Raw genomic sequence first — 22,703 nt, forward strand, 5'->3', positions numbered from 1 at the left:
TTAAACCAAAGGATAAAATCATGACGACGAAACCAAAAATTGCCCTGATCATCGGGTCGACCCGTGCAACCCGCTTTGCTGATAAACCTGCCGCATGGATGCTGGCACAGGCCCAGAAACGCGATGACATGGAAATCGAACTGGTTGACCTGCGTGATTATGACCTGCCGCTTTTTGACGAGGCCGCAAGCAACCTGTGGATGCCATCCAGCGACGAACGTGCCGTGAAATGGCAGCAAAAGATCGGCGAATTCGATGGCTATATCTTTGTTGTGGCAGAATATAACCGGTCGATCACAGGGGCGCTGAAGAACGCGCTGGATCAGGCCTATAACGAATGGAACCGCAAGCCGATGTCGGCCATCGCCTATGGGGCTGTTGGCGGCGCGCGCGCGCTGGAACATCTGCGCAATATCGCCGTGGAATTGCAGATGGTGCCAACGCGCAATGCGGTGCATATCGGTGGCGGTGATTTTATGGCTGTGCATCCGATGGGGGGGAACGCCGAAATCGACTCAATCGCCGACCATCTGGACGCGTCTGTTACGGCGACATTCGATGATGTCGTCTGGTGGGCCAACGCAACCAAGGCTGCACGTGGGTGATGATGCCGAAAAAAGGCGGGGTGATCCCCGCCTTTTCACTCACCCAAGGCTGAGGCTTGCCGCGCTTTCGGGCAGTTCCTCGTCAAAGCAGCGTTGATAGAATTCCGCCACCGTCTGTCGTTCCAGTTCGTCGCATTTGTTCAGAAATGACAGTCGGAACGCATAGCCCACATCGTGAAAGATCCGCGCATTTTCAGCCCAGGCGATGACCGTACGCGGCGACATGACGGTGGATAGATCACCGTTCATAAATGCCGTGCGCGTCAGATCGGCCACTGTGACCATCTGGCTGACAATCTTGCGGCCCTTTTCGTTGTTGTAATGCGGTGATTTCGACAACACGATGGCCGCTTCGGCATCGTGTGACAGATAATTCAGCGTCGCCACCAGCGACCAGCGGTCCATCTGGGCCTGATTGATTTGCTGGGTGCCGTGATACAGGCCCGTGGTGTCACCAAGGCCCACGGTGTTGGCGGTGGCAAACAGCCGGAAATAGGGGTTGGGGGTGATGATTTCGTTCTGGTCCAGCAGGGTCAGCTTGCCATCAGCCTCCAGCACGCGCTGGATGACGAACATCACATCGGCGCGGCCTGCATCGTATTCGTCGAACACGATCGCCACGGGGTTGCGCAGCGCCCACGGCAGGATGCCTTCGTGAAATTCGGTGACCTGCACGCCGTCGCGCAGTTTGATCGCATCCTTGCCGATCAGGTCGATCCGGCTGATGTGGCTGTCAAGGTTCACGCGCACGGCGGGCCAGTTCAGGCGGGCCGCGACCTGTTCGATATGCGTCGATTTGCCTGTGCCGTGATAGCCTTGGATCATCACGCGGCGGTTATAGCCAAAGCCAGCAAGGATCGCGAGCGTCGTATCACGATCGAATTTATAGGTGGAATCTATTTCGGGCACCCGGTCTGTCCGGTCAGCGAACCCTTTGATCTTCATGTCGCTGTCGATGCCGAAAACATCGCGGACCGAGATTTCTTCGGTGGGTTTTGCATGCATGTCGGTGGTGCCGTCGGCCATGTGATTGCCTTTGCTTGACTGTCAATTCCGTTCTTTTCACGAAATGCATCATAAACTGCCGCGCCGCAAGGGGAAGGCGTGGTAGGCGAGTTGTGCCGCAACATTTGGCAAGTGAATGTTGTTTTTTGGTGTTCTGTCCAAGATGCGCGGCAAAAGCCGATTTCACTGACATAAAAATTGTATCCTACGCATCGTCTTGGGCGGTCAGGCGACGGTTGCGGCATCTGATCGGGCGCGCTTTGTGGCCTGCATGGATGACCTGCCCCCGGATCGCGCCGGGCTGACGCTCCTTGTGCGGCCGCACATATACCCCTTTGCCACGACCGCCACGCAGGCCGGCTGCCGCAGATATTTGTTCGGCGCGCTGACCCTTTGCACCATCGGGCAGAGCGCGTAGTTTTTGATCCCCCGTTACGGCCCGTTGAAGCCGCGTTTTGATGCGCAGCCGGGGAAAGCTAAGTCAGTGTGAAGGCACCTGATGTGGCGTGTTTCCTGTTGAAAGAATTGGTAAAATGTGGTCGAAATGGGGCATTGAAGTGAAGCTGCCGTGTGTTTTTTGAAATTATGTAAACAATGATTATCGATGGACATTATTGTAACCGATTTAGACGAGGTGGCGTGTTATGAGCCGACGTTTTTTCAAGTTCACGCATTTGTCTCGGGGTGATCGCGCCTTGGCGATGGCCTATGCGGTCGTCATGGCGGTTTCAGCTGGTTTAACAGTGATGATCCTGTCGGTGACGGCGAAACCCGCTGCAAGCGCGGCATCCGGCACTGCCGATAGCTGGGCCGTCCTGGCAGGTGCGCTGTCTGCCGGGGCCGCCTTTTATGTCTTGCGCGGCTGGTTTGGCCGACTGGGTGCAACAGGTCTGTTGAATGCCGTCGCAGGCAGCGCGCTGGTCGCGCTTTCGGCGGCCAGTATCGCAGGGTTGTTGGTTGCGCCGGTGGTTGGCTTGGTCATGGGGCCGTTTGTGCTTGTTGCCGCCTTTTGGACGTATCCTGTGCTGGGGGTCGCGTGGTTGATGGTCGGCACAGCCGCGCATCTGCTGATCAGCGTGCGGACGCGCCAAAGCCTGCGCTATGACAACCGTGCCGTTTCGCAGTTGAGCCAGCTATCGCAGGTCAGCCTGTATGGCCGTAAACTGAATTAACAGCCCTGCAAACTGCCGTTATCCCTCTGCTGCGACCCGGTTTTTACCGGGTTATGTCTTGTCTCGGAAATTGCGGCTGACCTTGATCTGATCCCACGCCCAGACAACCTCTGCCAGTTGCTCCTCTTGGCTGCGATCACCGCCATTCATGTCGGGGTGTAGCACTTTGATCAAGGATTTGTAGGCCTTGCGGATCTCGGGCTTTGACCAGTTGTCTTTGGCGTCAAGAATTTCGATCGCACGGCGTTCAGTTGCTGGTAATTTGCGCCCCACCGCAGCGCCCCGTCCGGGATTTCGGGTGGCGTTCTGCCCCAACACCTGATGCGGATCATCCACCCCCAGCCTTGCCCATGCGCGTTCTTCCACGCTGCGTTTGAACGGTTTTGTCGGTCTGTCCCAGACGCGATCCTTGTCCATCTGCGCGGCCAGTTCTGCCTCTGTCGTGGTGTCAAAGAAGTTCCATTTCAGGTTGTATTCGCGGACGTGTTCCTGACAGAACCAGAAATAATCATCCAGCACATCGGGCGATTTAGGTGCGCGATATTGGCCGGATTCCTGACACCCTTCGTGGTCGCAAACGCGGGTCGATGTCTCTGATGCGCCAGACATGCCTCTGCGACCGCGAGGGTTTTTCTTCTTGGAACCTGAGACCGACAGGTCGAAACCAAAGGGGTCGTCTTTTTTCATTGTGCATCTCGCCTTTCCGACTCGGACGACAGACCTTAAACCCCCCAGCACAGGATTGAAGAGGGTAAGGATAAAATAATGGCACTCGTGACAGAAATTCGCACAGCTTTGGAAAGTTTGTCGCCAACACACCTAGAGGTGATCAACGAAAGTGCGCAACACCACGGTCATGCGGGCGATGATGGATCAGGCGAAAGCCATTGGCGTGTCGTGATTGCGGCCCCACAGCTTGCCAGCATGTCGCGGGTTGCCCGGCATCGCGCCATTCACGCGGCGTTGGGCAAGGATATCATCGGGCGTGTTCACGCGCTTGCAATCGACATTCAATAATCACTCTGCCGCAAAGTCTGAAGATGCAGGCTTGGCCGGCGCAGACAATGAGGGTGACGGGCGCATTGCCGCGTCACCCCGTGGTGCCGCTTTGACTGTCAGTTGCCTGCGGAACACCAGCATGTTCTGAAACACGGTTGTCTTGCTCATCAAGCCTTCGCGTTGTTCACAGGGCAGGGTATCTGTGCGCAGATACTCCCACCCGTCACGCGCCAGCCTGTTCATCTCGGTCTCAAGGGCGTTTGCAAAACGGAGTTCGACAGATTTTGCGCCTTTGGCTTTCAAGCCCCGTGTCGGGGCCGGAACGACCTTGTATTCATATAACATTATGACCCCAATCTTTACCGACGGCTAGTATAGTCATTCTTGCCCCGGAATCCAAGCAAGGCACACTGGGGGCTGTTGCCGCCTATGACCCCAGTTTTGCCGCGACGATCTGATTGACTGCAGCAGGGTTAGCCTTGCCGCCTGTGGCTTTCATCACTTGCCCCACGAACCATCCGGCCAACTTCGGGTTGGCTTTGGCCTTTTCGACCTGCGCGGGGTTGGCGGCGATAATCGCGTCCACAGCAGATTCGATCGCGCCGGTGTCGGTGACCTGCTTCATGCCTTCGGTTTCGACAATCTCGGCGGGGTCGCGGCCCGTGGTATAGCAGATTTCGAACACGTCCTTGGCGATCTTGCCGGAAATCACACCATCTTTGATCAACCCAATCAACGCGCCCAAATGGGCTGCGGATACAGGACTGTTTTCAATGCTGTGATCCTCTTTCTTCAGTCGGCCAAACAATTCGTTGATCACCCAGTTTGCAGCCAGTTTGCCATCGCGCCCCTGTGCGACCTGTTCGAAATAGGCGGCATTGGCGACTTCGGCGGTCAGCACCGAGGCGTCGTAATCGGACAGGCCGAAATCGCTGATAAAGCGGGCTTTTTTATGGTCTGGCAGTTCGGGCAATGATGCCTTGATATCATCCACCCACGCCTGTTCTATTTCCAGTGGCAGCAAGTCGGGGTCGGGGAAATACCGGTAATCATGCGCTTCTTCCTTGGATCGCATGGACCGGGTTTCGTTGCGGTCAGGGTCATATAGGCGGGTTTCCTGCACCACATCTTTACCATCTTCGATCAGGGCGATCTGGCGGCGCGCCTCAACCTCGATCGCCATCTGGATGAACCGGGTGGAGTTCATGTTCTTGATCTCGCACCGCGTGCCAAGGTGGCTGAAATCCTGGGTTTCCTGATAGCGTTCGTAATCGCCAGGGCGACAGACCGATACGTTCACATCCGCGCGCAGGTTGCCGTTTTGCATGTTGCCGTCGCAGGTGCCCAGATACCGCAGGATCTGGCGCAGTTTCAGAACATAGGCGGCGGCCTCCTCTGGCCCGCGAATATCGGGACGGCTGACGATTTCCATCAGCGCCACACCGGTGCGGTTCAGGTCCACGAACGACATCGTCGGATCCATGTCGTGAATGGATTTGCCCGCGTCCTGTTCCAGATGGATGCGTTCGATGCGCACGCGGCGCGCAGTCGGCTTTTCACCCGCCCCCGCCCCCAATTCCACCAGCACTTCGCCTTCGCCGACGATGGGGTGGTAAAGTTGGCTGATCTGATAGCCCTGCGGCAGGTCGGGGTAGAAATAATTCTTGCGGTCGAACGCCGAGCGCAGGTTGATCTGCGCATTCAGCCCCAGCCCTGTTTTCACCGCCAGCGCGATGCAGCCTTCGTTGATGACGGGCAGCATGCCTGGCATACCTGCATCCACGAACGCCACGTTGCTGTTGGGTTCGGCCCCAAATAAGGTGGATGCGCCGGAAAATAGCTTTGCCTTGCTGGCGACCTGCGCGTGCACCTCCAGCCCGATGACAAGTTCCCAGTCGTGTTTGGCACCGGCGATCACTTTGGGGGTAGGGGCGTCGTACGTCAGGTCGAGCATTTGCACATCCTTGAAAATGGCGTTTCCCGTTCTGTAAAAGAACCGCCGCGCAGCTTCAAGCGCGTTGCGTCGCTAGTGGGCGCGCAACTCTGCCATCCAAGGCCGGGATGTTGCGACCAGATCGACCTCGGGGGCGTGTTTTCCCCCCAGCGCCAGCGTGGCCTTGCGCAACATGGCAATCCCGTCCTCGGCGCTTTTTGGTAGCGATGCCGCAGAAATCGGATCGCCCACCGTGACGATATAAGGCTGTCGCGCCTTGTTCAGCGTTTCATGGAACAGGGTGATATCGCGCAGGGTCGGATGAATTGCATCGAACAGATAGAACAGGGCGGAATTGCGCGCCTGAATGTTGACAGGGATCACCGGCAGGTCGAATTTGTGCGCCAGCATCGCGGCGGACGCCATCCAGGGCCGTTCATAAAGTCGCAGCCCCTGCCGTTTGGCCAGCCGCCCGGATGGAAAGATTACGCCAAGCCGCCCTGCATCGGTTGCGTTGCGGACATAGGTCATGGTTTCGCGGGTCTTGGCGTGGCTGCGCAATGCCTTGCGCCATTCGACAGGGGCAATCATGCTTTCCATCTGTGGAAACACCCGCAGGATATCGCGATTGGCAAAAAAATAGACATCGGGCCGCATCTGCGCGATCAGATGGTGCAGGATAATGCCATCGGCAATCCCGGTGGGGTGGTTTGCCACGATCAGCGCGGGGCCATGGGCAGGGATATGCCCCAGCCCGCTGGCGGTCACGGTCTGCGCCAGCCGCTGACCCATGTCACGCATGATGTCATCTGACGGGGCATCCCGCAAATGCCGGGCGATCTGCACGGTCTTGTCGTAGCCCAGCATCCTGTTCAGACTGTTGCGCACCAGCCGTGTGCCGGGGCGATCTCGATAAAGCCATGGCGCACGTTCGGCGATCAGGGGGTCGATGCGATGTTTCATGCGCCATACTTACCTAGTGACATGTAACATTTGCACGACAGCGCGAACGCGTCTTGACAAATCGCAATGCGAATCCCGCCATAAGTCGCGTTTCGGCAAGGATCAGCCCAAAATGCGGCTGACCATTTCCATGGTGTCGCGGGACAGTTTGGGGGTGTCAGCCAGTCGCAGCAATGCTGCACGCATCATCTTCTGACGGTCCGCGTCATAGCGCCGCCAGGTTGAAAACGCCGATGTCATCCGCGCCGTTGTCTGCGGGTTCAGCGGATCCAGCCGGATCAGCCAGTCCGCCAGCAGGTTGTAGCCCGCGCCGGATCCGTGATGGAACCCCGCCGCATGGCCCGCCAGCGCACCAAGGACAGCGCGGAAGCGGTTAGGATTTTTCATCTGGAAGGCGGGGTGTTCGGTTAGTCGGGCGGCTGTTGCTGCGGCCTGGTCGGGGGTGGCGCAGCTGACCTGCAGGCCAAACCATTTGTCCATGACCAGACGGTCATGATGCCACTGCGTTTCAAACGCGATCAGCTCTGCGGTGCCTTTGCCAGCCTTCAAAAGCGTGCCAAGTGCCGCCAGTTGCTGGGTCATGTTGTCAGCGGCCGCATATTGCGCGGCAGCCTGCCGGCCCCCGTCACACCGCGCCAACAACCCCAGCACCGCGTTGCCAAGGCTGCGTTTGCCCGCCTGATCCGCGTCGGGCCGGTAGGCATCGCTGAGTGTCATGGCGGCATAAACGCGCGGCAACAGATCTTGCATATGCTGCGCGATCTGCAATTTCAGTGATTCATGCGCGTCGTAAATCGTGGCCGGGTCAGGGGTTTCACCTGCATCGACAAGGGCCTGTGCCGTGTCATCCTCGGTTGGCAGGGCCAGCACCAGCGCGCGGAATGCCGGATCAAGCGCGTCGTCGCGTAAAACCGCCGTCAACCCGTCCAGATAGGCCGCATCGGGCGTTGCACCATCGCGCACCATCGCCACCAGAACATCCTGCGCCAGCGTGCGCCCCGCGTCCCATTTGTTGAACGGGTCGGTGTCATGGGCCAGTAAAAACGAGCGGCGGGCGTTCGTTTGCGGATGGTCCAAAATAACCGGTGCGGAAAAATCGCGCAGAACCGACAGGATCGGTTTGCTGGCCATTCCGGTAAAGGTGAAACTTTGTTGCGCTTGGGTAAGCTCCAAAATCCGGGTCGGCACAACCTCGTCGCCGTTTTCATTCAGCAGGCCGACGGCGACAGGAATGACCAGTGGCTCTTTTTCATCCTGTCCCGGCGTCGGCGGTGTGTTTTGGCGCAGGGTCAGTGTATAGGTGCCGTTCGCATAATCTTCGCTGACCGCAACACGCGGGGTGCCGGCCTGACTATACCATTTGGCGAATTGTGTCAGGTCGCGCCCGGTGGCGTCCTCGAAAACCCTGAGCCAATCCTCGATCGTGGCGGCATCGCCGTCGTGGCGGGTGAAATACAGATCCAGCGCCTTTTGATAGGCATCCGGGCCCACCAGACGGCGCAGCATCCCGATGATTTCCGCGCCTTTTTCGTAGATGGTCACGGTGTAGAAATTGTTGATTTCAACAAAGCTGGCCGGCCGCACCGGATGCGCTAACGGGCCGTTATCTTCGCGGAACTGATTTGCGCGCAGGACAACCGCATCGTTGATCCGCTTGACTGCATGGCCGCGCATGTCGCCGGTGAATTGCTGGTCGCGGAACACGGTCAGCCCTTCTTTCAGGCACAGCTGGAACCAATCGCGGCAGGTTATGCGGTTGCCGGTCCAGTTGTGGAAATATTCATGCGCGATAATCGCCTCGATCCGTTCGAAATTGGCGTCAGTCGCGGTTTCAGGGCTGGCAAGCACTGCGGATGAATTGAAAATATTCAGCCCTTTGTTTTCCATCGCGCCCATGTTGAAATCATCGACCGCAACAATGTTGAAGATGTCCAGATCGTATTCGCGGCCGTAAACATTTTCGTCCCATTTCATCGATTTTTTTAGCGCCTCCATGCCAAAAGCGCATTTGCCTTCATCGCCCGGACGCACCCAGATGTTCAGATCCACATCCTTGCCGGACATCGTGGTGAATGTGTCGGGGTGGTTTACCAGATCGCCCGCGACCAGCGCGAACAGATAGGCGGGTTTGGGCCATGGGTCATGCCATTCGGCCCAGCCATCGCCCGATGCGACGGGGTTGCCGTTGGACAACAGCACCGGCAGGTCGCTTTCGATCCGCACGCTAAACACCGCCATTACATCGGGGCGGTCGGGGTAATAGGTGATTTTGCGAAAACCTTCGGCCTCGCATTGGGTGCAATACATACCTGACGACATATATAGCCCCTCTAGCGCGGTGTTGTTTGCGGGGCTGATGTCGACCTCTGCCTCGAAAACGAAAGGCGCGTCGGGTGCCGTGCAATGCAATCCTGTCGCGGTGATTTCGGGATCAATCGCGTTGCCATCAATTTTTGCGCCGATCAACCGCAGATTTTCGCCATGCAGGAAAAACTGCCGCGTGGTCGTTGCAGGGTTTGGTCGAAACGCAATCCGCGAGCTGACGCGCGTGGCTGCCGGGGATAGCCGGAAAGTCAGATGAACGCTGTCCACGATGTAATCAAACGGGGTGTAATCGCGCAGATAGATGGTCTGGGGGCTGGCGTCTTTCATTGACTTTCCTTTTGTGGTCACCACGTCAAGAGGTAAGGATAAAAGGCTGGTGTCACTTGCACAACCGCCCCAGACACGCAGGATGAAAGATATGTCAGCCCCCGATACCACCTGCACGCGCAGGCGACATCCTTTACAGGATGTCGGGATTTTGGCGGGCGCTGGCGCGCCCAAGGCTGCTGACACAGGGTTTGGCGGGCGCACCCCTGTCTGCGAGCCTTGCTGATGGCCCCGATGCGCAAAAAGGCTGATTTGCCACAAAAGATCTGCGCGACCTGCGGGCGCCCTTTTGTGTGGCGCAAGAAATGGGCGCGCGTCTGGGATCAGGTGCGCTATTGCTCTGAGCGGTGCAAGCGGGGCCGCTCAAAATCATGATCTGCAAAATTGGTCATGTTTCATGACCACTGATGTTGCCTATCGGAAACTTTTCTTTTAATCGGCAAATGACCGAATGTGTGCGACAGTATGCACCAAACCGAAGGGGACCATCATGACTGACCGGATTGAGAAACATGGGCTGCAAGTGGCCTCTGAGCTTGCGACATTCATTGATGACCATGCTTTGCCTGGTACCGGAATTGCACCGGATGTGTTCTGGGCGGAATTCGCGAACTTTGTCGCGGAAATGACGCCGCGCAACCGCGCGCTGCTGCAAAAACGTGAAGACCTGCAATCGGCCATTGATGACTGGCACATCCGGCACCGCGATGCCCCGCTTGATCGCACCGCATACGAAGCGTTCCTGCGCGAGATCGGCTATCTGGTCGCCGAAGGGGATGATTTCGAAATTGACACCGCCAACGTGGACCCCGAAATCGCCCGCGTGCCCGGCCCGCAGTTGGTTGTGCCGATCACCAACGCCCGCTTTGCGTTGAATGCGGCCAATGCCCGCTGGGGCAGTCTGTATGATGCGTTTTATGGCACCGATGCCATGGGCGAGGCCCCGCCAAAAGGCCCCTATAACCGCGGCCATGGCGCCCGTGTTGTCGCCCGGTCGCGGGTGTTTCTGGATCAGGCGTTTCCCATCGAAGGGGCCAGCCACGCCGATGTGCGCCGGTATTATGTGCATGACGGCGCGCTGCTGGTTGATGATATGCCACTGCGTGAGCCGGAAAAATTTGTCGGTTATCGCGGTAACCCCAAGGCGCCCGATGCGGTGCTGTTGGTGAATAATGGGCTGCATGTGGAACTGGTCTTTGACCGCGCCCATCCCATCGGCAGCCGCGATCAGGCGCTTTTGGCCGATGTGCGGCTGGAAAGCGCTGTCACCGCGATCATGGATTGCGAAGACAGCGTTGCTTGTGTCGATGCTGAAGACAAGGTGTTGGCCTATACCAACTGGTTGGGGCTGATGCAGGGGCATCTGACAGCCGACCTTGAAAAAGGCGGCAAGACGATCACGCGCCGTCTGTCCGATGATCTGACCTATACCGCCCCTGACGGCAGCCCGCTGGTGATCAAGGGGCGCGCGCTTTTGTGGATCCGCAACGTGGGCCACCTGATGACGAACCCCGCCATTCTGGATGCGCAGGGCGACGAGGTTTTCGAGGGTCTGATGGATGCTATCGTCACCACGATGATCGCCATGCATGACCTGAAACGCGAGGGCGGCAATACCGCCCATGGGTCTGTTTACGTGGTCAAACCCAAGATGCACGGCCCCGAAGAAGTGGCATTTACCAATGACATCTTTGCAAAGGTCGAAGATATCCTTGGCCTGCCGCGCCACACCGTAAAGATCGGTATCATGGATGAAGAACGGCGCACGACGGTGAACCTCAAGGAATGTATCCGCGCCGCCAAAAGCCGTGTGGCGTTCATCAACACTGGCTTCCTGGACCGCACCGGCGATGAAATCCACACCTCGATGGAAGCAGGGCCGTTCAGCCGCAAGGATTTCATCAAGCGCAAGCAGTGGATCGGCGCGTATGAGGATCAGAACGTCGATATCGGGCTTGAGTGCGGTTTTTCCGGGCGCGCCCAGATCGGCAAGGGCATGTGGGCCATGCCTGACCTGATGGCGGCGATGCTGGAACAAAAGATCGAACACCCCAAGGCGGGCGCGAACTGTGCATGGGTGCCCAGCCCTACGGCGGCCACGCTGCACGCGCTGCATTATCACAAGGTTGACGTGATGGCGGTGCAGGCGCGTCTGCGCGCAGGCGGGCGGCGCGCCTATGTGTCGTCAATCCTTGATATTCCTCTGGCGCAATACCAGCGCTGGACCGATGCGCAGAAATTCAAAGAGATTGAAAACAACGCCCAGGGCATCCTTGGCTATGTGGTGCGTTGGGTTGATCAGGGCGTGGGCTGTTCCAAGGTGCCCGACATCAACAATGTCGCCCTGATGGAAGACCGCGCCACCTGCCGGATTTCCAGCCAGGCGCTGGCTAACTGGTTGCATCACGGGGTCGTGACGCAGGAACAGGTGATGGAGGCGATGCAGAAAATGGCCGCCGTGGTGGATACGCAGAACGCCGATGATCCGGCTTATCGGCGCATGGCGCCGGAATTTGATGGGATCGCCTTTCAGGCGGCCTGTGATCTGGTGTTCAGGGGCCGCCTGCAGCCTTCAGGATATACCGAGCCGATCCTGCACCAGCGCCGTCTGGAACTGAAAGCACAGCGTAATTATTGAACCGGGTGGATCGAATTCCACCCAACAGAGAGTTGGAAAATGGCAGAGATATCAGCAAGCAAAGCCCGGATCATTATACGCAAGGCCTTTGCCAAGGCCGCAGATCTGAACCTGAAACCCTTGTCTGTCGTGGTTTTGGATTCAGGTGGCCATGTCAAGGCATTTGAACGCGCTGACGGGGCCGCCCCGGGGCGGTTTGGAATTGCGCATGGCAAAGCCTATGGCTCGGTTATGCTTGGCATGGCTGGCACTGCACAGATGGCCCGCGCCGAGGCGCAGGCCTATTTCATGGCCGCCGTCAATGGCGTGTATGGTGGGCAGGTCGTGCCGGTGCCGGGCGGGGTTCTGGTCCGCGACAAGCGGGGCGCGGTGATCGGTGCGGTCGGGGTGACGGGCGACACGTCAGATAACGATGTGATTGCCGCAATGGCCGGAATCGAAGCCGCCGGCCTGATCGGCGAAGCCTGACGCAAGCGCGTCACGCCGCAGGTCATCCATAAAGCACGGTCATGAAAATCAATGACCGCATGAATACGCAGTGCATTTGCCCAATGTTTGGGCAAATCCACGCTGCTTTCGACATGTGCATATCTGACAGTATGAGTGTGCGCATGCCGTATCTTCCGCTTGCCCGCGATTGGCGGTATGGATGGGGAAACGCGAAAGGATGCATGATGTCACGGCCCGTGATTGGAATCATCGGCGGCAGCCATCTTATCAATGATCAATATGTGGTGCTTGGCGCTGGGCAGATCAACGCGCAGGCGGTGTCCGAGGTTTCGGGTGGCCTGCCGATGATCGTGGCGACGGACCCGCGTATTGTCTCGGTCGAAGAATTGCTTGGTCTGTGCGATGGCTTTTTGTTTACCGGCGCACGCCCCAATGTCCATCCCGAAGAATATGGCGAAGATGCAACCGAAGCGCATGGCGATTTCGACCGTGACCGTGACCGCATTTCGTTGCCCCTGATCCGGGCCTGCATCGCGCGCGGGCAGCCAATCATGGGTATCTGCAGAGGGTTTCAAGAGGTGAATGTCGCGATGGGCGGCACGCTGCATCCTGAAATTCGCGATCTGCCCGGGCGTGATAACCACCGGATGCCCCCTGATGGCACGCTGGAAGAAAAATTCGCGCTGCGCCACGAAGTGCGCTTTGCCGAAGGGGGGCCGTTTGAGCGGTTACTGGGCGCGCGGTCGGTCATGACGAACACGCTGCACGGGCAGGGGATCAAGTCGGCGGGGTCACGTGTGGTGATCGACGGCTATGCCCCGGACGGCACGGCCGAGGCGATCTATATCGCCGATGCTCCGGGGTTTACCATGTCAGTGCAATGGCACCCGGAATGGCAAGCGCATGCTGACCCGGTTTCGCGCCCGTTGTTCGAAGCCTTTGGCGATGCGTGCCGCGCATGGGCTGCAGGCGGGTTGCGCAGGGCGGGCTAGGCGCGCTGACAAAAATCAATGTTGCGCCATCATCAAAAGGCTAGGGTTTGCCCACGAATGGGGGACCAGACATGAAAATACTGATTGCCTACGCCTCGACTGAGGGGCAAACGCGCAAAATCGCGCAGTTTTGCGCCGATCATTTCCTGCAAGACGGTCACAGCGTCGAACTTTTGCCCGCGGCTGATGCCGATCACATTGTCTTTTCCCGTTTTGATGCGGTGCTGTTGGCAGGATCGGTCCACGGCGGAAAATATCAAAAGCCTCTGGTCAGATTGGCAAGGCAGCGGGCGGCGGCGCTCACGGTAATGAAATCCGCTTTTTTGTCGGTTTCCTTGGCGGCGGCTGGCACAGACAAGGATGACTGGGACAGCCTGAGCGACATTGTGGAACGCTTTGCGGCCAAGACAGGCTGGACGCCGAAATCTGTTATGCATGTGGCGGGGGCATTCCGGTTTTCCGAATACGATTTCTTTAAATCATGGGCGATGCGCTGGATCGCTGCGCAAAAGGATCAGGATGTCGATCCCCATCAGGACAAGGAATACACCGACTGGGATGCCTTGCGACGCAGGCTCGATGACTGGCTGAAAACGGGCTGATGCGGACGCTTGCATCGTTGCGGTTTCTGCGTCATCCTTTGCAGAAAATGGCCGTGCAGTATGAAACGATCCCGCATCAACGAAATAATGGCAGAAGCTGACGAGATGATCCGATCCTTCGGTTTTGTCCTGCCGCCCTTTGCCTATTGGACACCAGCGCGCTTCAAGGCGTGCGCGGCGCAGGCGCAGGCGCTTATCGACGCGCGCTGCGGCTGGGATATCACGGATTACGGTGCGGGACGTTTTGATGACATGGGGCTTTTCCTGTTCACCCTGCGCAATGGCCGGCTGGCTGACCTGCAACGCGGCGGTGGCATGTGTTACGCGGAGAAGCTGTTGATTTCAAAGCAGGATCAACTGTCGCCGATGCACACGCATGTGATCAAGGCCGAGGATATCATCAACCGGGGCGGGGCCATGCTGGTGGTCGAACTTTTCGGGTCTGACCCGGATGGCAATTTTGATGAAACGGCAGGGGGCACCGTGATGTGCGACGGGATCGCCCACCGCTTTGCCCCAGGTGAAAGGCTAGCATTGGCGCCGGGCGAAAGTGTGACGTTGATGCCCGGTGACTGGCATGCCTTTTGGGGTGAAGGTGGCGATGTCTTGATCGGCGAAGTGTCCACCGTGAACGACGATGAGACCGACAATATTTTTCGTGATCCTATCGGGCGCTTTGCGCAAATCGAGGAAGATGCCGCGCCAACGCATCTCTTGGTCAGCGATTATCCTAGTTGGTTGGTCTGAGGGTCAGGAATTTTAGCGAAAATTCTTGACCCTCTTTCCCCGTGTCAAAGGATCAGGTCAAAGGTCTTGATCAGCGGTAATTCGCGTGCGCGGGTGCCTGTCAGATCAAACAGCGCATTACCCAAGGCCGGCATGGACGGCGGTGTGCCTGGTTCGCCCACGCCGCCCATATGCGGGCTGGTTTCCAGAATTTGCACCGCAAATTCTGGCACGTTGTGCATCCGCAGCGCGTCGTAATCGTAGAAATTGCCCTGTTCGGCGGCACCATCGGCAAAGGTAATTTCGCCCTGCATAGCAGCAGAAAGCCCGTATATCGCGCCTGAAACCATCTGCGCCTTGATGATGCTGGGGTCGAGTGCGGTGCCCACGTCGCAGGCGATCCAGCATGTGTTGATGCGAATGCCATTGCCTGTGTCTTCGACCTCGACCACCTCGGCGACAGGCGTGCCGAACGAATAGGTAAAGGCCACACCGCGCCCGATGTTGTCAGGCGTTGTGCCTGTCCAGCCGGACATGTCGCCCACCGCTGAAATCACGCCTGCTGATGGCGCGTGTTCGCGGCGCGCAAGGTCCAGCCGGAATTGCAGCGGATCTGCGCCCGCAGCATGTGCCATTTCATCAATGAAGGTGTCAAAAAAGAAACCGTTGAATGAATTACCTACAGACCGCCAGAACCCCAATGGCACGCTCAGATCGGTCAGATGCCCCGTCAGGCGGAAATTGGGGATGGCATAGGGCTGGTCAGCGGCCCCTTCCACATGGCCCCGGTCCGGCCCCGGCGGGATTTGCCCGACCAGCCTCATGGATGAAATATGCGTGACCGAGGGGGCCGCGATCTTGCCATCCAGCAGTTGCGCTGTGCCATCCGCGACGACGCCACGGAATTGTGCGACAGCGGCCGGGCGATAGAAATCGTGGCGCATGTCTTCTTCCCTGCTCCAGGTCATGCGAATGGGCCTTCCGGGCATCGCAGCGGCGATGCGTGCGGCATGGCCTGAAAAATCGTATTCGCCGCGCCGGCCAAAGCCGCCGCCCAGAAACGTCGTATGCACGGTTACTTGTTCGGGTGTGAGCCCAACGGCTGCGGCGCACTTGTCGCGCACGATGATCGGGGCCTGATTGCCCGACCAGACCGTCAGCGCGTCACCGGTGAACAGGGCGGTGGCGTTCATCGGTTCCATCGTCGCATGGGCAAGAAATGGCACGATGTATTCCGCCGTGATTTCCGTGCCCGCAATGCTGGCCGTCACATTACCGTCGTTGCGGGTGGTGCTGTCAGGCGCATTGTTCAAGGAGGCCTTGATCGCCGCCAGCATTCCGGCGGTGTCAGCGGGATAGGTCGCAGGTTCCCATTCAATTTCCACAGCATTCGCCGCTTGGATCGCCAGCCATGTGTTGTTAGCCACGACGCCGATCCCATCGCCCAGATCAATAATGGCTTCGACCCCCGGCATGGCACGCGCGGCGCTGTCATCATAGGATATCATGCCGCTACGGCGCGGGTTCATCCGCACGGTGGCGAATTTCAGCCCCTCCAGTTTCGTATCGGCCGCGAATTGCGCGGTGCCGGTCACTTTGGCGACCATATCGGTGCGGGGCATGGATTTGCCCAGATACTTCCAGCTTGATTTCGGTCGCAGCGGCACATCGGGTGGGGTGATGTCGCGCACGGCCTTGGCCAATGCGGTATAGGCCAGCGTGGTGCCATCTGGGGCGATGACGGCGCTGTCTTCGGTCCGCAATGTGCTGGCGTCCACGCCCAGCTGCGCGGCCGCCGCCAGTTTCAGCGCCTCGCGCGCCGACGCGCCCGCATGGCGCATCCGGTCATAGGCGTCTTTGGTTGATGTCGATCCGCCGGTCACTTGCAGGTTTAGCAGTTTGCCGACCATGCCTACATTCTTGCGCAGATTATGCTGGAAATCGCTGTCGGCATAGTGTCTGAACGGCAGCGCCAGTCCTAACAGCGCCTGATTGTAATAGGCCTGCGCGGGCGGGCCATGCAGCACGGTGATGTCGTCCCATGCGGCATCCAGTTCTTCGGCCACAAGTGCGGCCAGCGTGGTATGCACGCCTTGGCCCATTTCGGCGCGGGGGGCGATGATGGTGATACCGTCCTGATTGATCAGGATATAGGGGTTCAGCGTGGCCTCGTCTTCACCGGCAATTAGCGGGTTTGGGGCGTCTTTGCGTACTTGATAAACACCAAAGGCAACGCCACCTGCGATGGCGGCGGTCCCGATCAGGAAGGTGCGGCGGGCGATTTTTCCGATGCTGGCCATGCTTCAAGCCTCCTGAATGCGCTGGGCGGCGTCTTTGATCGCTGCGCGGATACGCGGATAGGTGCCGCAGCGGCACAGGTTGCCCTGCATTGCATCGTCAATGTCCTGATCCGTGGGGGCGGGGGTTTGCGCCAAAAGGGCGGCGGCATTCATGATCTGGCCCGACTGGCAGTAACCACATTGCGCAACCTGATGATCAACCCACGCCTGCTGGATCACCGCCATATTGTCAGGCGTGCCGAGGCCTTCGATCGTTGTGACCGCGCCCCAGACATCGGCAAGGGCAACCTGACAGGACCGCACCGCCTCGCCATCGATATGTACCGTGCAGGCACCGCAAGCAGCGACGCCGCAGCCAAATTTTGTGCCGGTGAGCCCGATTTCATCGCGCAAGACCCACAAGAGTGGCACGTCGCTGGGTAGATCGACCAGGTGGGCGATTCCGTTGATTGTTAATGCGGTGGGCATCGTTGACCCCTTATGAATTGAACTGTTCAGTTCAGTTTTAGAGTGACGCTGTCGAAAGACAAGGGATTTTTCGCTGTTACGACCCCGGTTTTTCAAGGAAAACCAGGAGCCTTTGGCGCGGATTTTCATGCGCGCAAGAAGCGGTCCGAGATCATTTCTGAGGCGGTGCTGACAGCAGCAGATAATGACGTGCAAGTGGCTTGGCGCAATGCATCGGGGGTGGTTTTTGTTTGGTGTGCCTTTTCGTACGTGCCTTCGGTCCGGCCTGCATTGCCAAGGCGACGACGTATCAAAGGGTGCAGGTTCTTGACACCGGCGCATGTGCGCGCCAACCCTGCCACATGTTAGATTTTCGCCCAGTGGGATATGTGATCGGTTTGATTGTGGCGACCTTTGGGTTGACCATGCTGGGCCCGCTGTTTGCAGACGTGCTGGCAGGAAACGATCATTGGTTCATTTTTTTTGAAGCGGGCGTCATCACGACATTGACAGGGGGGCTGGTGGCGCTGGCCTGTGCGAACGGGGTCAGCGCAGGGTTGTCACTGCGCCAAACCTTCTTGCTGACATCTCTGGTATGGCTGATTCTGCCTGTCTTTGCCGCGCTGCCCTTCATGCTGGGTGCGTCGCAGTCCAGTTTTACCAACGCGTTTTTCGAATCGATGTCGGCGCTGACGACCACCGGCTCCACGACCTTTGAAAACCTGGATCAGTTGCCCGAAGGTGTCCGCCTGTGGCGGGGGGTCCTGCAATGGCTGGGCGGGGTCGGCATTATTGTTGTTGCCATGGTGTTCCTGCCGGAATTGCGCGTCGGCGGAATGCAGATTTTTCGGGCCGAGGCGTTTGACACCATGGGGAAAATCCTGCCGCGCGCGGGGCAGATTGCCAGCAGTATCTCGGTGATTTATGTGGCAATGACCGTCGCTTGCGGGCTGGCATACAGTGCCACGGGCATGTTGCCGTTTGATGCTTTGGTGCATGCTTTGACGACGGTCTCGACCGGGGGCATGGCCAATTACGATATTTCGTTTCAGGCATTTGGCGCAGGCGCGCATTATGTCGCAGTCATTTTCATGGTGCTCGCGGCCTTGCCTTTTGTCCGTTACGTGCAACTGCTCGCGGGGACGGCGCAGCCGCTGTGGCGCGACACGCAGGTGCATGGGTTTTTCATTGCCATCGGCGCTTGTGTGCTGCTGATCACAGCATGGCTTTGGGGCCGCGAAGGTGTGATGACCGAAGTGGCCTTTCGCGAGGCCTTGTTCAATGTCACGTCGATCATATCGGGGACTGGCTATGCCAGCGCCGATTACATGACATGGGGCACGTTTCCCGTTGTGATGTTTTTCTTTATCGGGCTGATCGGCGGCTGCGCAGGCTCAACCGCCTGTTCTGTCAAGATCTTTCGCTATCAGTTGTTGTTTGCATCCATCAAAAGCCAGCTGCGCCAGATTCATTCGCCGCATGGCGTTTTTGCCCCGCGCTACCAGGGGCGCCCCATCGGCGACGACGTGCTGAATTCGGTCATGGCATTTTTCGTGGCCTTTGTGCTTTTGCTGGGGGGCACGGCTGTTTTACTGGGGTTGACCGGGCTTGATTTCATCACCTCCATTTCGGGGGCGGCGACGGCGATTGGCAATATTGGTCCGGGATTGGGCCCAGAAATCGGACCTGCGGGAAATTTTGTCAACATCAACGACACAGCCAAATGGATCCTGACCATGGCCATGTTTCTAGGTCGGCTTGAGATCATGGTGGTGCTGACGATTTTATCGATCAAATTCTGGCGTGTGTGAGTCGCAATCTGTTGCTCCGTGCCGCCCATGGCACGCACGATTGTTTCCAAATATGCGGCCGGTGCTGCCAAGAATGTTGCGCGATTGACCCTTGCCGCGCCGCGCCCTATTGAACCGTTTAAAGCAGACGAGGGTAAAGATGGCCGAAAAACCACGCAGTTTTCAAGAAATCATTCTGCGGTTGCAAAACTACTGGGCGGCGAAGGGCTGTGCCATTCTGCAACCCTATGACATGGAAGTGGGGGCAGGCACCTTTCACCCCGCCACGACCCTGCGCGCGCTGGGCAGCAAGCCATGGGCGGCCGCCTATGTGCAGCCGTCGCGCCGCCCGACCGACGGGCGCTATGGCGAAAACCCCAATCGTTTGCAGCATTATTATCAGTATCAGGTGCTGATCAAACCCAGCCCGCCGGATCTGCAAGATCTTTACCTCGGTTCGCTTTCCGCTATCGGGATCGACGCCACCCTGCACGACATCCGCTTTGTCGAAGACGACTGGGAAAGCCCGACGCTGGGCGCCTGGGGGCTGGGCTGGGAGGTGTGGTGCGACGGCATGGAGGTGTCGCAATTCACCTATTTCCAGCAAGTCGGCGGGCATGATTGCAAACCTGTGGCGGGTGAATTGACATACGGGCTGGAACGGCTGGCGATGTATGTGCTGGGCGTCGATCATGTGATGGATATGCCGTTCAATGACCCGGACGCACCAATTGCCTTGAAATATGGCGATGTGTTCCGCCAGACCGAACAGGAATATTCCCGCTGGAATTTCGACGTGGCCGACACTGATAAGTTGCTGCAACACTTCAAAGACGCAGAGGCCGAATGCCAGCGCATACTTGACGCCCCGCACGACGACCCCAAAACCGGCAAGCGCATCATCATGGCGCATCCCGCTTATGATCAATGCATCAAGGCCAGCCATCTATTCAACCTGCTGGACGCGCGGGGTGTGATTTCGGTCACCGAACGGCAGGCCTATATCGGGCGGGTGCGCGCACTGGCCAAGGCCTGTGCCGATGCATTCGTGCAGACAGATGCGGCGGGGGCCATTGCGTGATGGGGCGGGTCGCAATCATCGTCATTGTGGTGATGGCTCTGATCGCGGGGGGCGCGCTGTATTATTTGCAGGTCTATGCCTATTATGACACGGTGCCGCCAACACCGGCCGAGGTGCAGCTGACATCGGTCGCAACCGGCCTGCCAGAACCTATCCCATTTGATGATTTCACCGGGATCGATTCCGACAGCAGCCCGATCCGCTATCGCGCCTGTTTCACCACGCCGCTGTCGCTGGAGACGTTGACTGCAACCTTTGTGCTGGCTGACAATGCCGAACCTCTCACAGGACCCGGCTGGTTTGGCTGTTTCGATGCCGGACAGATCGGCGGCGAACTTGCCGCTGGTGATGCGATTGCCTTTATGGGCACAGAAAACATCCGTTATGGGATCGACCGTGTTGTTGCGGTCTATCCTGATGGCCGCGGCTTTGTCTGGCATCAGATCAATCCCTGTGGTGCGGTTGTTTTTGATGGCAACCCAGCCCCTGAAAATTGCCCTCCCGTTCCCGAAAGCTTGAGATAATGCCTGATCTGCTGATAGAACTCTTTTCCGAGGAAATCCCCGCGCGGATGCAAAGCCGCGCCGCCGATGATCTGAAAAAACTGGTCACGGACGGGTTGGTCGAGGCGGGCCTGACCTATGCCGACGCAGCCGCCTTTTCCACGCCGCGCCGTCTGGCGCTGTCCATCCAAGGGCTGACCGGTGAAAGCCGCGCAGTCCGCGAAGAACGCAAAGGCCCCAAGGTCGGCGCGCCCCAACAGGCGATTGACGGGTTCCTGCGCGGGGCGGGCGTGGTCCGCGAAGATCTGGAAATCCGCGAGGATAAAAAAGGTCAGGTCTATTTTGCCGTGATCGAAAAGCCGGGCCGCGTGGCGGCGGATATCATCGCCGAGGTGCTGGAAAAGACGATTCGGAATTTCCCTTGGCCGAAATCCATGCGCTGGGGGGCAGGCACCCTGAAATGGGTGCGCCCGTTGCATTCCATCCTGTGCATCCTGTCGGATGAGGCGGGTGCGCAGGTCGTGCCCTTGACAGTCGATGGCATCAAGGCGGGCAACACCACGCGCGGGCATCGATTTCTGGCGCCGGATGCATTTACCGTCACGGGGTTTGACGATTACGAGGCCAAGCTGAAACGCGCACGCGTCGTGCTGCGCCCTGACGAACGTGCGCAGGCGATCTGGCACGACGCCACCCATCAGGCATTCGCGCTGGGGCTGGAAGTGGTTGAAGACGCGAGCCTGCTGGCCGAGGTTGCAGGGCTGGTGGAATGGCCCGTGGTCCTGCTGGGCCGGATTGATGATGATTTTCTGAGCCTGCCGCCCGAGGTGCTGCAAACCTCGATGAAGGAACACCAGAAGTTTTTCTCGGTGCGCAACCCCAAGACTGGGCGCATCGAACGCTTTGTTACCGTGGCCAACATGGAAACCGCCGATCAGGGGGCGACGATTCTTGCGGGCAACCAAAAGGTGCTGGCAGCAAGGCTGTCGGATGCGAAATTCTTTTGGGAAAATGATCTGCGCACGGTCAAGGCGGTCGGCCTTGAAGGCATGGGCGTTGGGCTGGCGGACGTGACCTTCCACAACAAACTGGGTTCGCAGGCTGACCGGATCGCACGGATCGAAGCACTGGCGCGCGAAATCGCACCGCATGTCGGCGCGCAGCCTGATCTGGCGGCAGAGGCCGCGCGCATCTGCAAGGCCGACCTGCAATCGGAAATGGTCGGTGAATTCCCCGAATTGCAGGGGCTGATGGGCCGGTATTATGCGCAGGCCGCAGGCCACGACGACGGCGTGCCAGAGGCCTGTCAGGAACATTATTCCCCCTTGGGGCCGTCGGATGCCGTGCCGACAGCACCCGTGTCCGTCGCCGTGGCGCTGGCCGACAAGATCGACACGTTGTGCGGGTTCTGGGCGATTGACGAGAAACCGACAGGGAGCAAGGACCCCTATGCGCTGCGCCGCGCGGCGCTGGGGGTTATTCGGTTGGTGTTGGAAAATGAGGTGCGGTTTCCACTGCAAGAAGTATTGACCGCTCCGATTGCTGACTTTGAGCGGCGAGAGCATGATCAGATGCTTCAAGAAGAGATTGAGTTTGAGATAAAGGTCGCTGACTATGTTGGCGTTTCTGTTGAAAAATTGAACAGTTATAGACGCGCGAGTGGGAAAGTAATTTCGTCTGAAGATAATCCAGAGAAATGGAAGGCAGCAATGGATCGGCTTTTCGGTGACGTGGACTGGTCACAAGTTCGACTGCCAGGCGAGGAAACATCAGACAACCTCCTTGCCTTCTTCCACGACCGCCTGAAAGTCTACCTGCGCGACCAAGGCATCCGTCACGATATCA

21 protein-coding genes are annotated in these 22,703 nt (G+C 58.4%); 13 read left to right on the forward strand and 8 right to left on the reverse strand.

Annotation, left to right across the window (positions count from 1 at the left end; translation table 11 throughout):
* Positions 1-20 precede the first annotated feature (20 nt).
* The gene (locus IBX59_RS10555; RefSeq protein ID WP_296375262.1) at positions 21-605 is read left to right on the forward strand and encodes an NADPH-dependent FMN reductase; all 585 of its coding nucleotides are present in this window, start codon (positions 21-23) and stop codon (positions 603-605) included.
* 39 nt (positions 606-644) lie between these two features.
* On the opposite strand, the gene cobS is transcribed toward IBX59_RS10555, so the two are convergent.
* Positions 645-1,631 (reverse strand): cobaltochelatase subunit CobS, encoded by a 987-nt coding sequence (gene cobS, locus IBX59_RS10560; protein WP_296375263.1) that lies wholly within the window; start codon positions 1,629-1,631, stop codon positions 645-647.
* A gap of 623 nt (positions 1,632-2,254) precedes the next feature.
* Here cobS and IBX59_RS10565 point away from each other — a divergent pair.
* A complete protein-coding gene (locus IBX59_RS10565) occupies positions 2,255-2,782 on the forward strand; it encodes a hypothetical protein (RefSeq protein ID WP_296375265.1) in 528 nt (175 codons plus the stop codon).
* Between the two features lie 51 nt (positions 2,783-2,833).
* Here the strand turns inward: IBX59_RS10565 and IBX59_RS10570 are convergent, their stop codons facing one another.
* Positions 2,834-3,469: a J domain-containing protein gene (locus IBX59_RS10570; RefSeq protein ID WP_296375267.1), complete on the reverse strand. Its 636-nt coding sequence runs from the start codon at positions 3,467-3,469 to the stop codon at positions 2,834-2,836.
* A gap of 78 nt (positions 3,470-3,547) precedes the next feature.
* Between IBX59_RS10570 and IBX59_RS10575 the strand changes: the two genes are divergently transcribed.
* Positions 3,548-3,799, forward strand: a complete 252-nt coding sequence (locus IBX59_RS10575; RefSeq protein ID WP_296375269.1) for a BolA family transcriptional regulator — start codon at positions 3,548-3,550, stop codon at positions 3,797-3,799.
* Here IBX59_RS10575 and IBX59_RS10580 read toward each other — a convergent pair whose 3' ends face one another.
* From IBX59_RS10580 to pepN, 4 genes are all read right to left on the reverse strand, one after another.
* Entirely contained in the window at positions 3,800-4,126 is a 327-nt protein-coding gene (locus IBX59_RS10580) for a DUF4177 domain-containing protein (RefSeq protein WP_296375271.1), read from the reverse strand.
* Positions 4,127-4,208: 82 nt separating this feature from the next.
* The gene (gene gatB / locus IBX59_RS10585) at positions 4,209-5,735 is read right to left on the reverse strand and encodes an Asp-tRNA(Asn)/Glu-tRNA(Gln) amidotransferase subunit GatB (RefSeq protein ID WP_296375273.1); all 1,527 of its coding nucleotides are present in this window, start codon (positions 5,733-5,735) and stop codon (positions 4,209-4,211) included.
* A gap of 72 nt (positions 5,736-5,807) precedes the next feature.
* Positions 5,808-6,677: a 1-acyl-sn-glycerol-3-phosphate acyltransferase gene (locus IBX59_RS10590; protein WP_296375274.1), complete on the reverse strand. Its 870-nt coding sequence runs from the start codon at positions 6,675-6,677 to the stop codon at positions 5,808-5,810.
* 102 nt (positions 6,678-6,779) lie between these two features.
* Complete coding sequence (gene pepN, locus IBX59_RS10595; RefSeq protein WP_296375276.1) at positions 6,780-9,329, reverse strand: aminopeptidase N; 2,550 nt, start codon at positions 9,327-9,329, stop codon at positions 6,780-6,782.
* Between the two features lie 225 nt (positions 9,330-9,554).
* Here pepN and IBX59_RS10600 point away from each other — a divergent pair, with 225 nt between their 5' ends.
* From IBX59_RS10600 to IBX59_RS10625, 6 genes are all read left to right on the forward strand, one after another.
* Positions 9,555-9,704: a DUF2256 domain-containing protein gene (locus IBX59_RS10600; RefSeq protein WP_296375277.1), complete on the forward strand. Its 150-nt coding sequence runs from the start codon at positions 9,555-9,557 to the stop codon at positions 9,702-9,704.
* Between the two features lie 115 nt (positions 9,705-9,819).
* Positions 9,820-11,967: a malate synthase G gene (locus IBX59_RS10605; RefSeq protein WP_296375279.1), complete on the forward strand. Its 2,148-nt coding sequence runs from the start codon at positions 9,820-9,822 to the stop codon at positions 11,965-11,967.
* A 39-nt stretch (positions 11,968-12,006) separates the two neighbouring features.
* The gene (locus tag IBX59_RS10610) at positions 12,007-12,435 is read left to right on the forward strand and encodes a heme-binding protein (RefSeq protein ID WP_296375281.1); all 429 of its coding nucleotides are present in this window, start codon (positions 12,007-12,009) and stop codon (positions 12,433-12,435) included.
* Between the two features lie 206 nt (positions 12,436-12,641).
* Positions 12,642-13,409 carry a gamma-glutamyl-gamma-aminobutyrate hydrolase family protein gene (locus IBX59_RS10615; RefSeq protein ID WP_296375284.1) on the forward strand — a complete coding sequence of 256 codons (768 nt, stop codon included), beginning with the start codon at positions 12,642-12,644 and terminating at the stop codon, positions 13,407-13,409.
* Positions 13,410-13,480: 71 nt separating this feature from the next.
* Complete coding sequence (locus IBX59_RS10620) at positions 13,481-14,011, forward strand: flavodoxin domain-containing protein (RefSeq protein ID WP_296375287.1); 531 nt, start codon at positions 13,481-13,483, stop codon at positions 14,009-14,011.
* Between the two features lie 60 nt (positions 14,012-14,071).
* Positions 14,072-14,758: a D-lyxose/D-mannose family sugar isomerase gene (locus IBX59_RS10625; protein WP_296375289.1), complete on the forward strand. Its 687-nt coding sequence runs from the start codon at positions 14,072-14,074 to the stop codon at positions 14,756-14,758.
* Between the two features lie 44 nt (positions 14,759-14,802).
* Here the strand turns inward: IBX59_RS10625 and IBX59_RS10630 are convergent, their stop codons facing one another.
* Positions 14,803-17,037 (reverse strand): molybdopterin cofactor-binding domain-containing protein, encoded by a 2,235-nt coding sequence (locus IBX59_RS10630; RefSeq protein ID WP_296375291.1) that lies wholly within the window; start codon positions 17,035-17,037, stop codon positions 14,803-14,805.
* 3 nt (positions 17,038-17,040) lie between these two features.
* Positions 17,041-17,505: a (2Fe-2S)-binding protein gene (locus tag IBX59_RS10635; RefSeq protein ID WP_296375293.1), complete on the reverse strand. Its 465-nt coding sequence runs from the start codon at positions 17,503-17,505 to the stop codon at positions 17,041-17,043.
* A 341-nt stretch (positions 17,506-17,846) separates the two neighbouring features.
* Between IBX59_RS10635 and IBX59_RS10640 the strand changes: the two genes are divergently transcribed.
* The 4 genes from IBX59_RS10640 to glyS form a co-directional block, all read left to right on the forward strand.
* Positions 17,847-19,295, forward strand: a complete 1,449-nt coding sequence (locus IBX59_RS10640; RefSeq protein WP_296375295.1) for a TrkH family potassium uptake protein — start codon at positions 17,847-17,849, stop codon at positions 19,293-19,295.
* A 139-nt stretch (positions 19,296-19,434) separates the two neighbouring features.
* On the forward strand, positions 19,435-20,355 hold the full coding sequence (locus IBX59_RS10645; protein WP_296375297.1) for a glycine--tRNA ligase subunit alpha: 921 nt from the start codon (positions 19,435-19,437) through the stop codon (positions 20,353-20,355).
* The gene (locus IBX59_RS10650) at positions 20,355-20,879 is read left to right on the forward strand and encodes a DUF6446 family protein (RefSeq protein ID WP_296375300.1); all 525 of its coding nucleotides are present in this window, start codon (positions 20,355-20,357) and stop codon (positions 20,877-20,879) included. Before IBX59_RS10645 ends, IBX59_RS10650 begins: the two co-directional genes overlap by 1 nt.
* The coding region (gene glyS, locus IBX59_RS10655; protein ID WP_296375301.1) for a glycine--tRNA ligase subunit beta at positions 20,879-22,703 on the forward strand (1,825 nt) is incomplete at its 3' end. The genes IBX59_RS10650 and glyS, both read left to right, overlap by 1 nt.

Origin of the sequence: Yoonia sp. (assembly GCF_014859355.1) — a bacterium.
GTDB lineage: Bacteria > Pseudomonadota > Alphaproteobacteria > Rhodobacterales > Rhodobacteraceae > Yoonia.

What these genes read in the sequence shown, in the direction of transcription:
- IBX59_RS10555 (WP_296375262.1), top strand. Translation starts at nt 21, where the DNA reads ATGACGACGAAACCAAAAATTGCCCTGATCATCGGGTCGACCCGTGCA.
- IBX59_RS10575 (WP_296375269.1), top strand. Translation starts at nt 3,548, where the DNA reads ATGGCACTCGTGACAGAAATTCGCACAGCTTTGGAAAGTTTGTCGCCA.
- cobS (WP_296375263.1), bottom strand. Translation starts at nt 1,631, where the DNA reads ATGGCCGACGGCACCACCGACATGCATGCAAAACCCACCGAAGAAATC.
- IBX59_RS10605 (WP_296375279.1), top strand. Translation starts at nt 9,820, where the DNA reads ATGACTGACCGGATTGAGAAACATGGGCTGCAAGTGGCCTCTGAGCTT.
- IBX59_RS10635 (WP_296375293.1), bottom strand. Translation starts at nt 17,505, where the DNA reads ATGCCCACCGCATTAACAATCAACGGAATCGCCCACCTGGTCGATCTA.
- IBX59_RS10645 (WP_296375297.1), top strand. Translation starts at nt 19,435, where the DNA reads ATGGCCGAAAAACCACGCAGTTTTCAAGAAATCATTCTGCGGTTGCAA.
- IBX59_RS10580 (WP_296375271.1), bottom strand. Translation starts at nt 4,126, where the DNA reads ATGTTATATGAATACAAGGTCGTTCCGGCCCCGACACGGGGCTTGAAA.
- IBX59_RS10630 (WP_296375291.1), bottom strand. Translation starts at nt 17,037, where the DNA reads ATGGCCAGCATCGGAAAAATCGCCCGCCGCACCTTCCTGATCGGGACC.
- IBX59_RS10565 (WP_296375265.1), top strand. Translation starts at nt 2,255, where the DNA reads ATGAGCCGACGTTTTTTCAAGTTCACGCATTTGTCTCGGGGTGATCGC.
- IBX59_RS10625 (WP_296375289.1), top strand. Translation starts at nt 14,072, where the DNA reads ATGAAACGATCCCGCATCAACGAAATAATGGCAGAAGCTGACGAGATG.
- IBX59_RS10600 (WP_296375277.1), top strand. Translation starts at nt 9,555, where the DNA reads ATGGCCCCGATGCGCAAAAAGGCTGATTTGCCACAAAAGATCTGCGCG.
- IBX59_RS10640 (WP_296375295.1), top strand. Translation starts at nt 17,847, where the DNA reads ATGTTAGATTTTCGCCCAGTGGGATATGTGATCGGTTTGATTGTGGCG.
- pepN (WP_296375276.1), bottom strand. Translation starts at nt 9,329, where the DNA reads ATGAAAGACGCCAGCCCCCAGACCATCTATCTGCGCGATTACACCCCG.
- IBX59_RS10590 (WP_296375274.1), bottom strand. Translation starts at nt 6,677, where the DNA reads ATGAAACATCGCATCGACCCCCTGATCGCCGAACGTGCGCCATGGCTT.
- IBX59_RS10570 (WP_296375267.1), bottom strand. Translation starts at nt 3,469, where the DNA reads ATGAAAAAAGACGACCCCTTTGGTTTCGACCTGTCGGTCTCAGGTTCC.
- IBX59_RS10650 (WP_296375300.1), top strand. Translation starts at nt 20,355, where the DNA reads ATGGGGCGGGTCGCAATCATCGTCATTGTGGTGATGGCTCTGATCGCG.
- gatB (WP_296375273.1), bottom strand. Translation starts at nt 5,735, where the DNA reads ATGCTCGACCTGACGTACGACGCCCCTACCCCCAAAGTGATCGCCGGT.
- IBX59_RS10610 (WP_296375281.1), top strand. Translation starts at nt 12,007, where the DNA reads ATGGCAGAGATATCAGCAAGCAAAGCCCGGATCATTATACGCAAGGCC.
- IBX59_RS10620 (WP_296375287.1), top strand. Translation starts at nt 13,481, where the DNA reads ATGAAAATACTGATTGCCTACGCCTCGACTGAGGGGCAAACGCGCAAA.
- IBX59_RS10615 (WP_296375284.1), top strand. Translation starts at nt 12,642, where the DNA reads ATGTCACGGCCCGTGATTGGAATCATCGGCGGCAGCCATCTTATCAAT.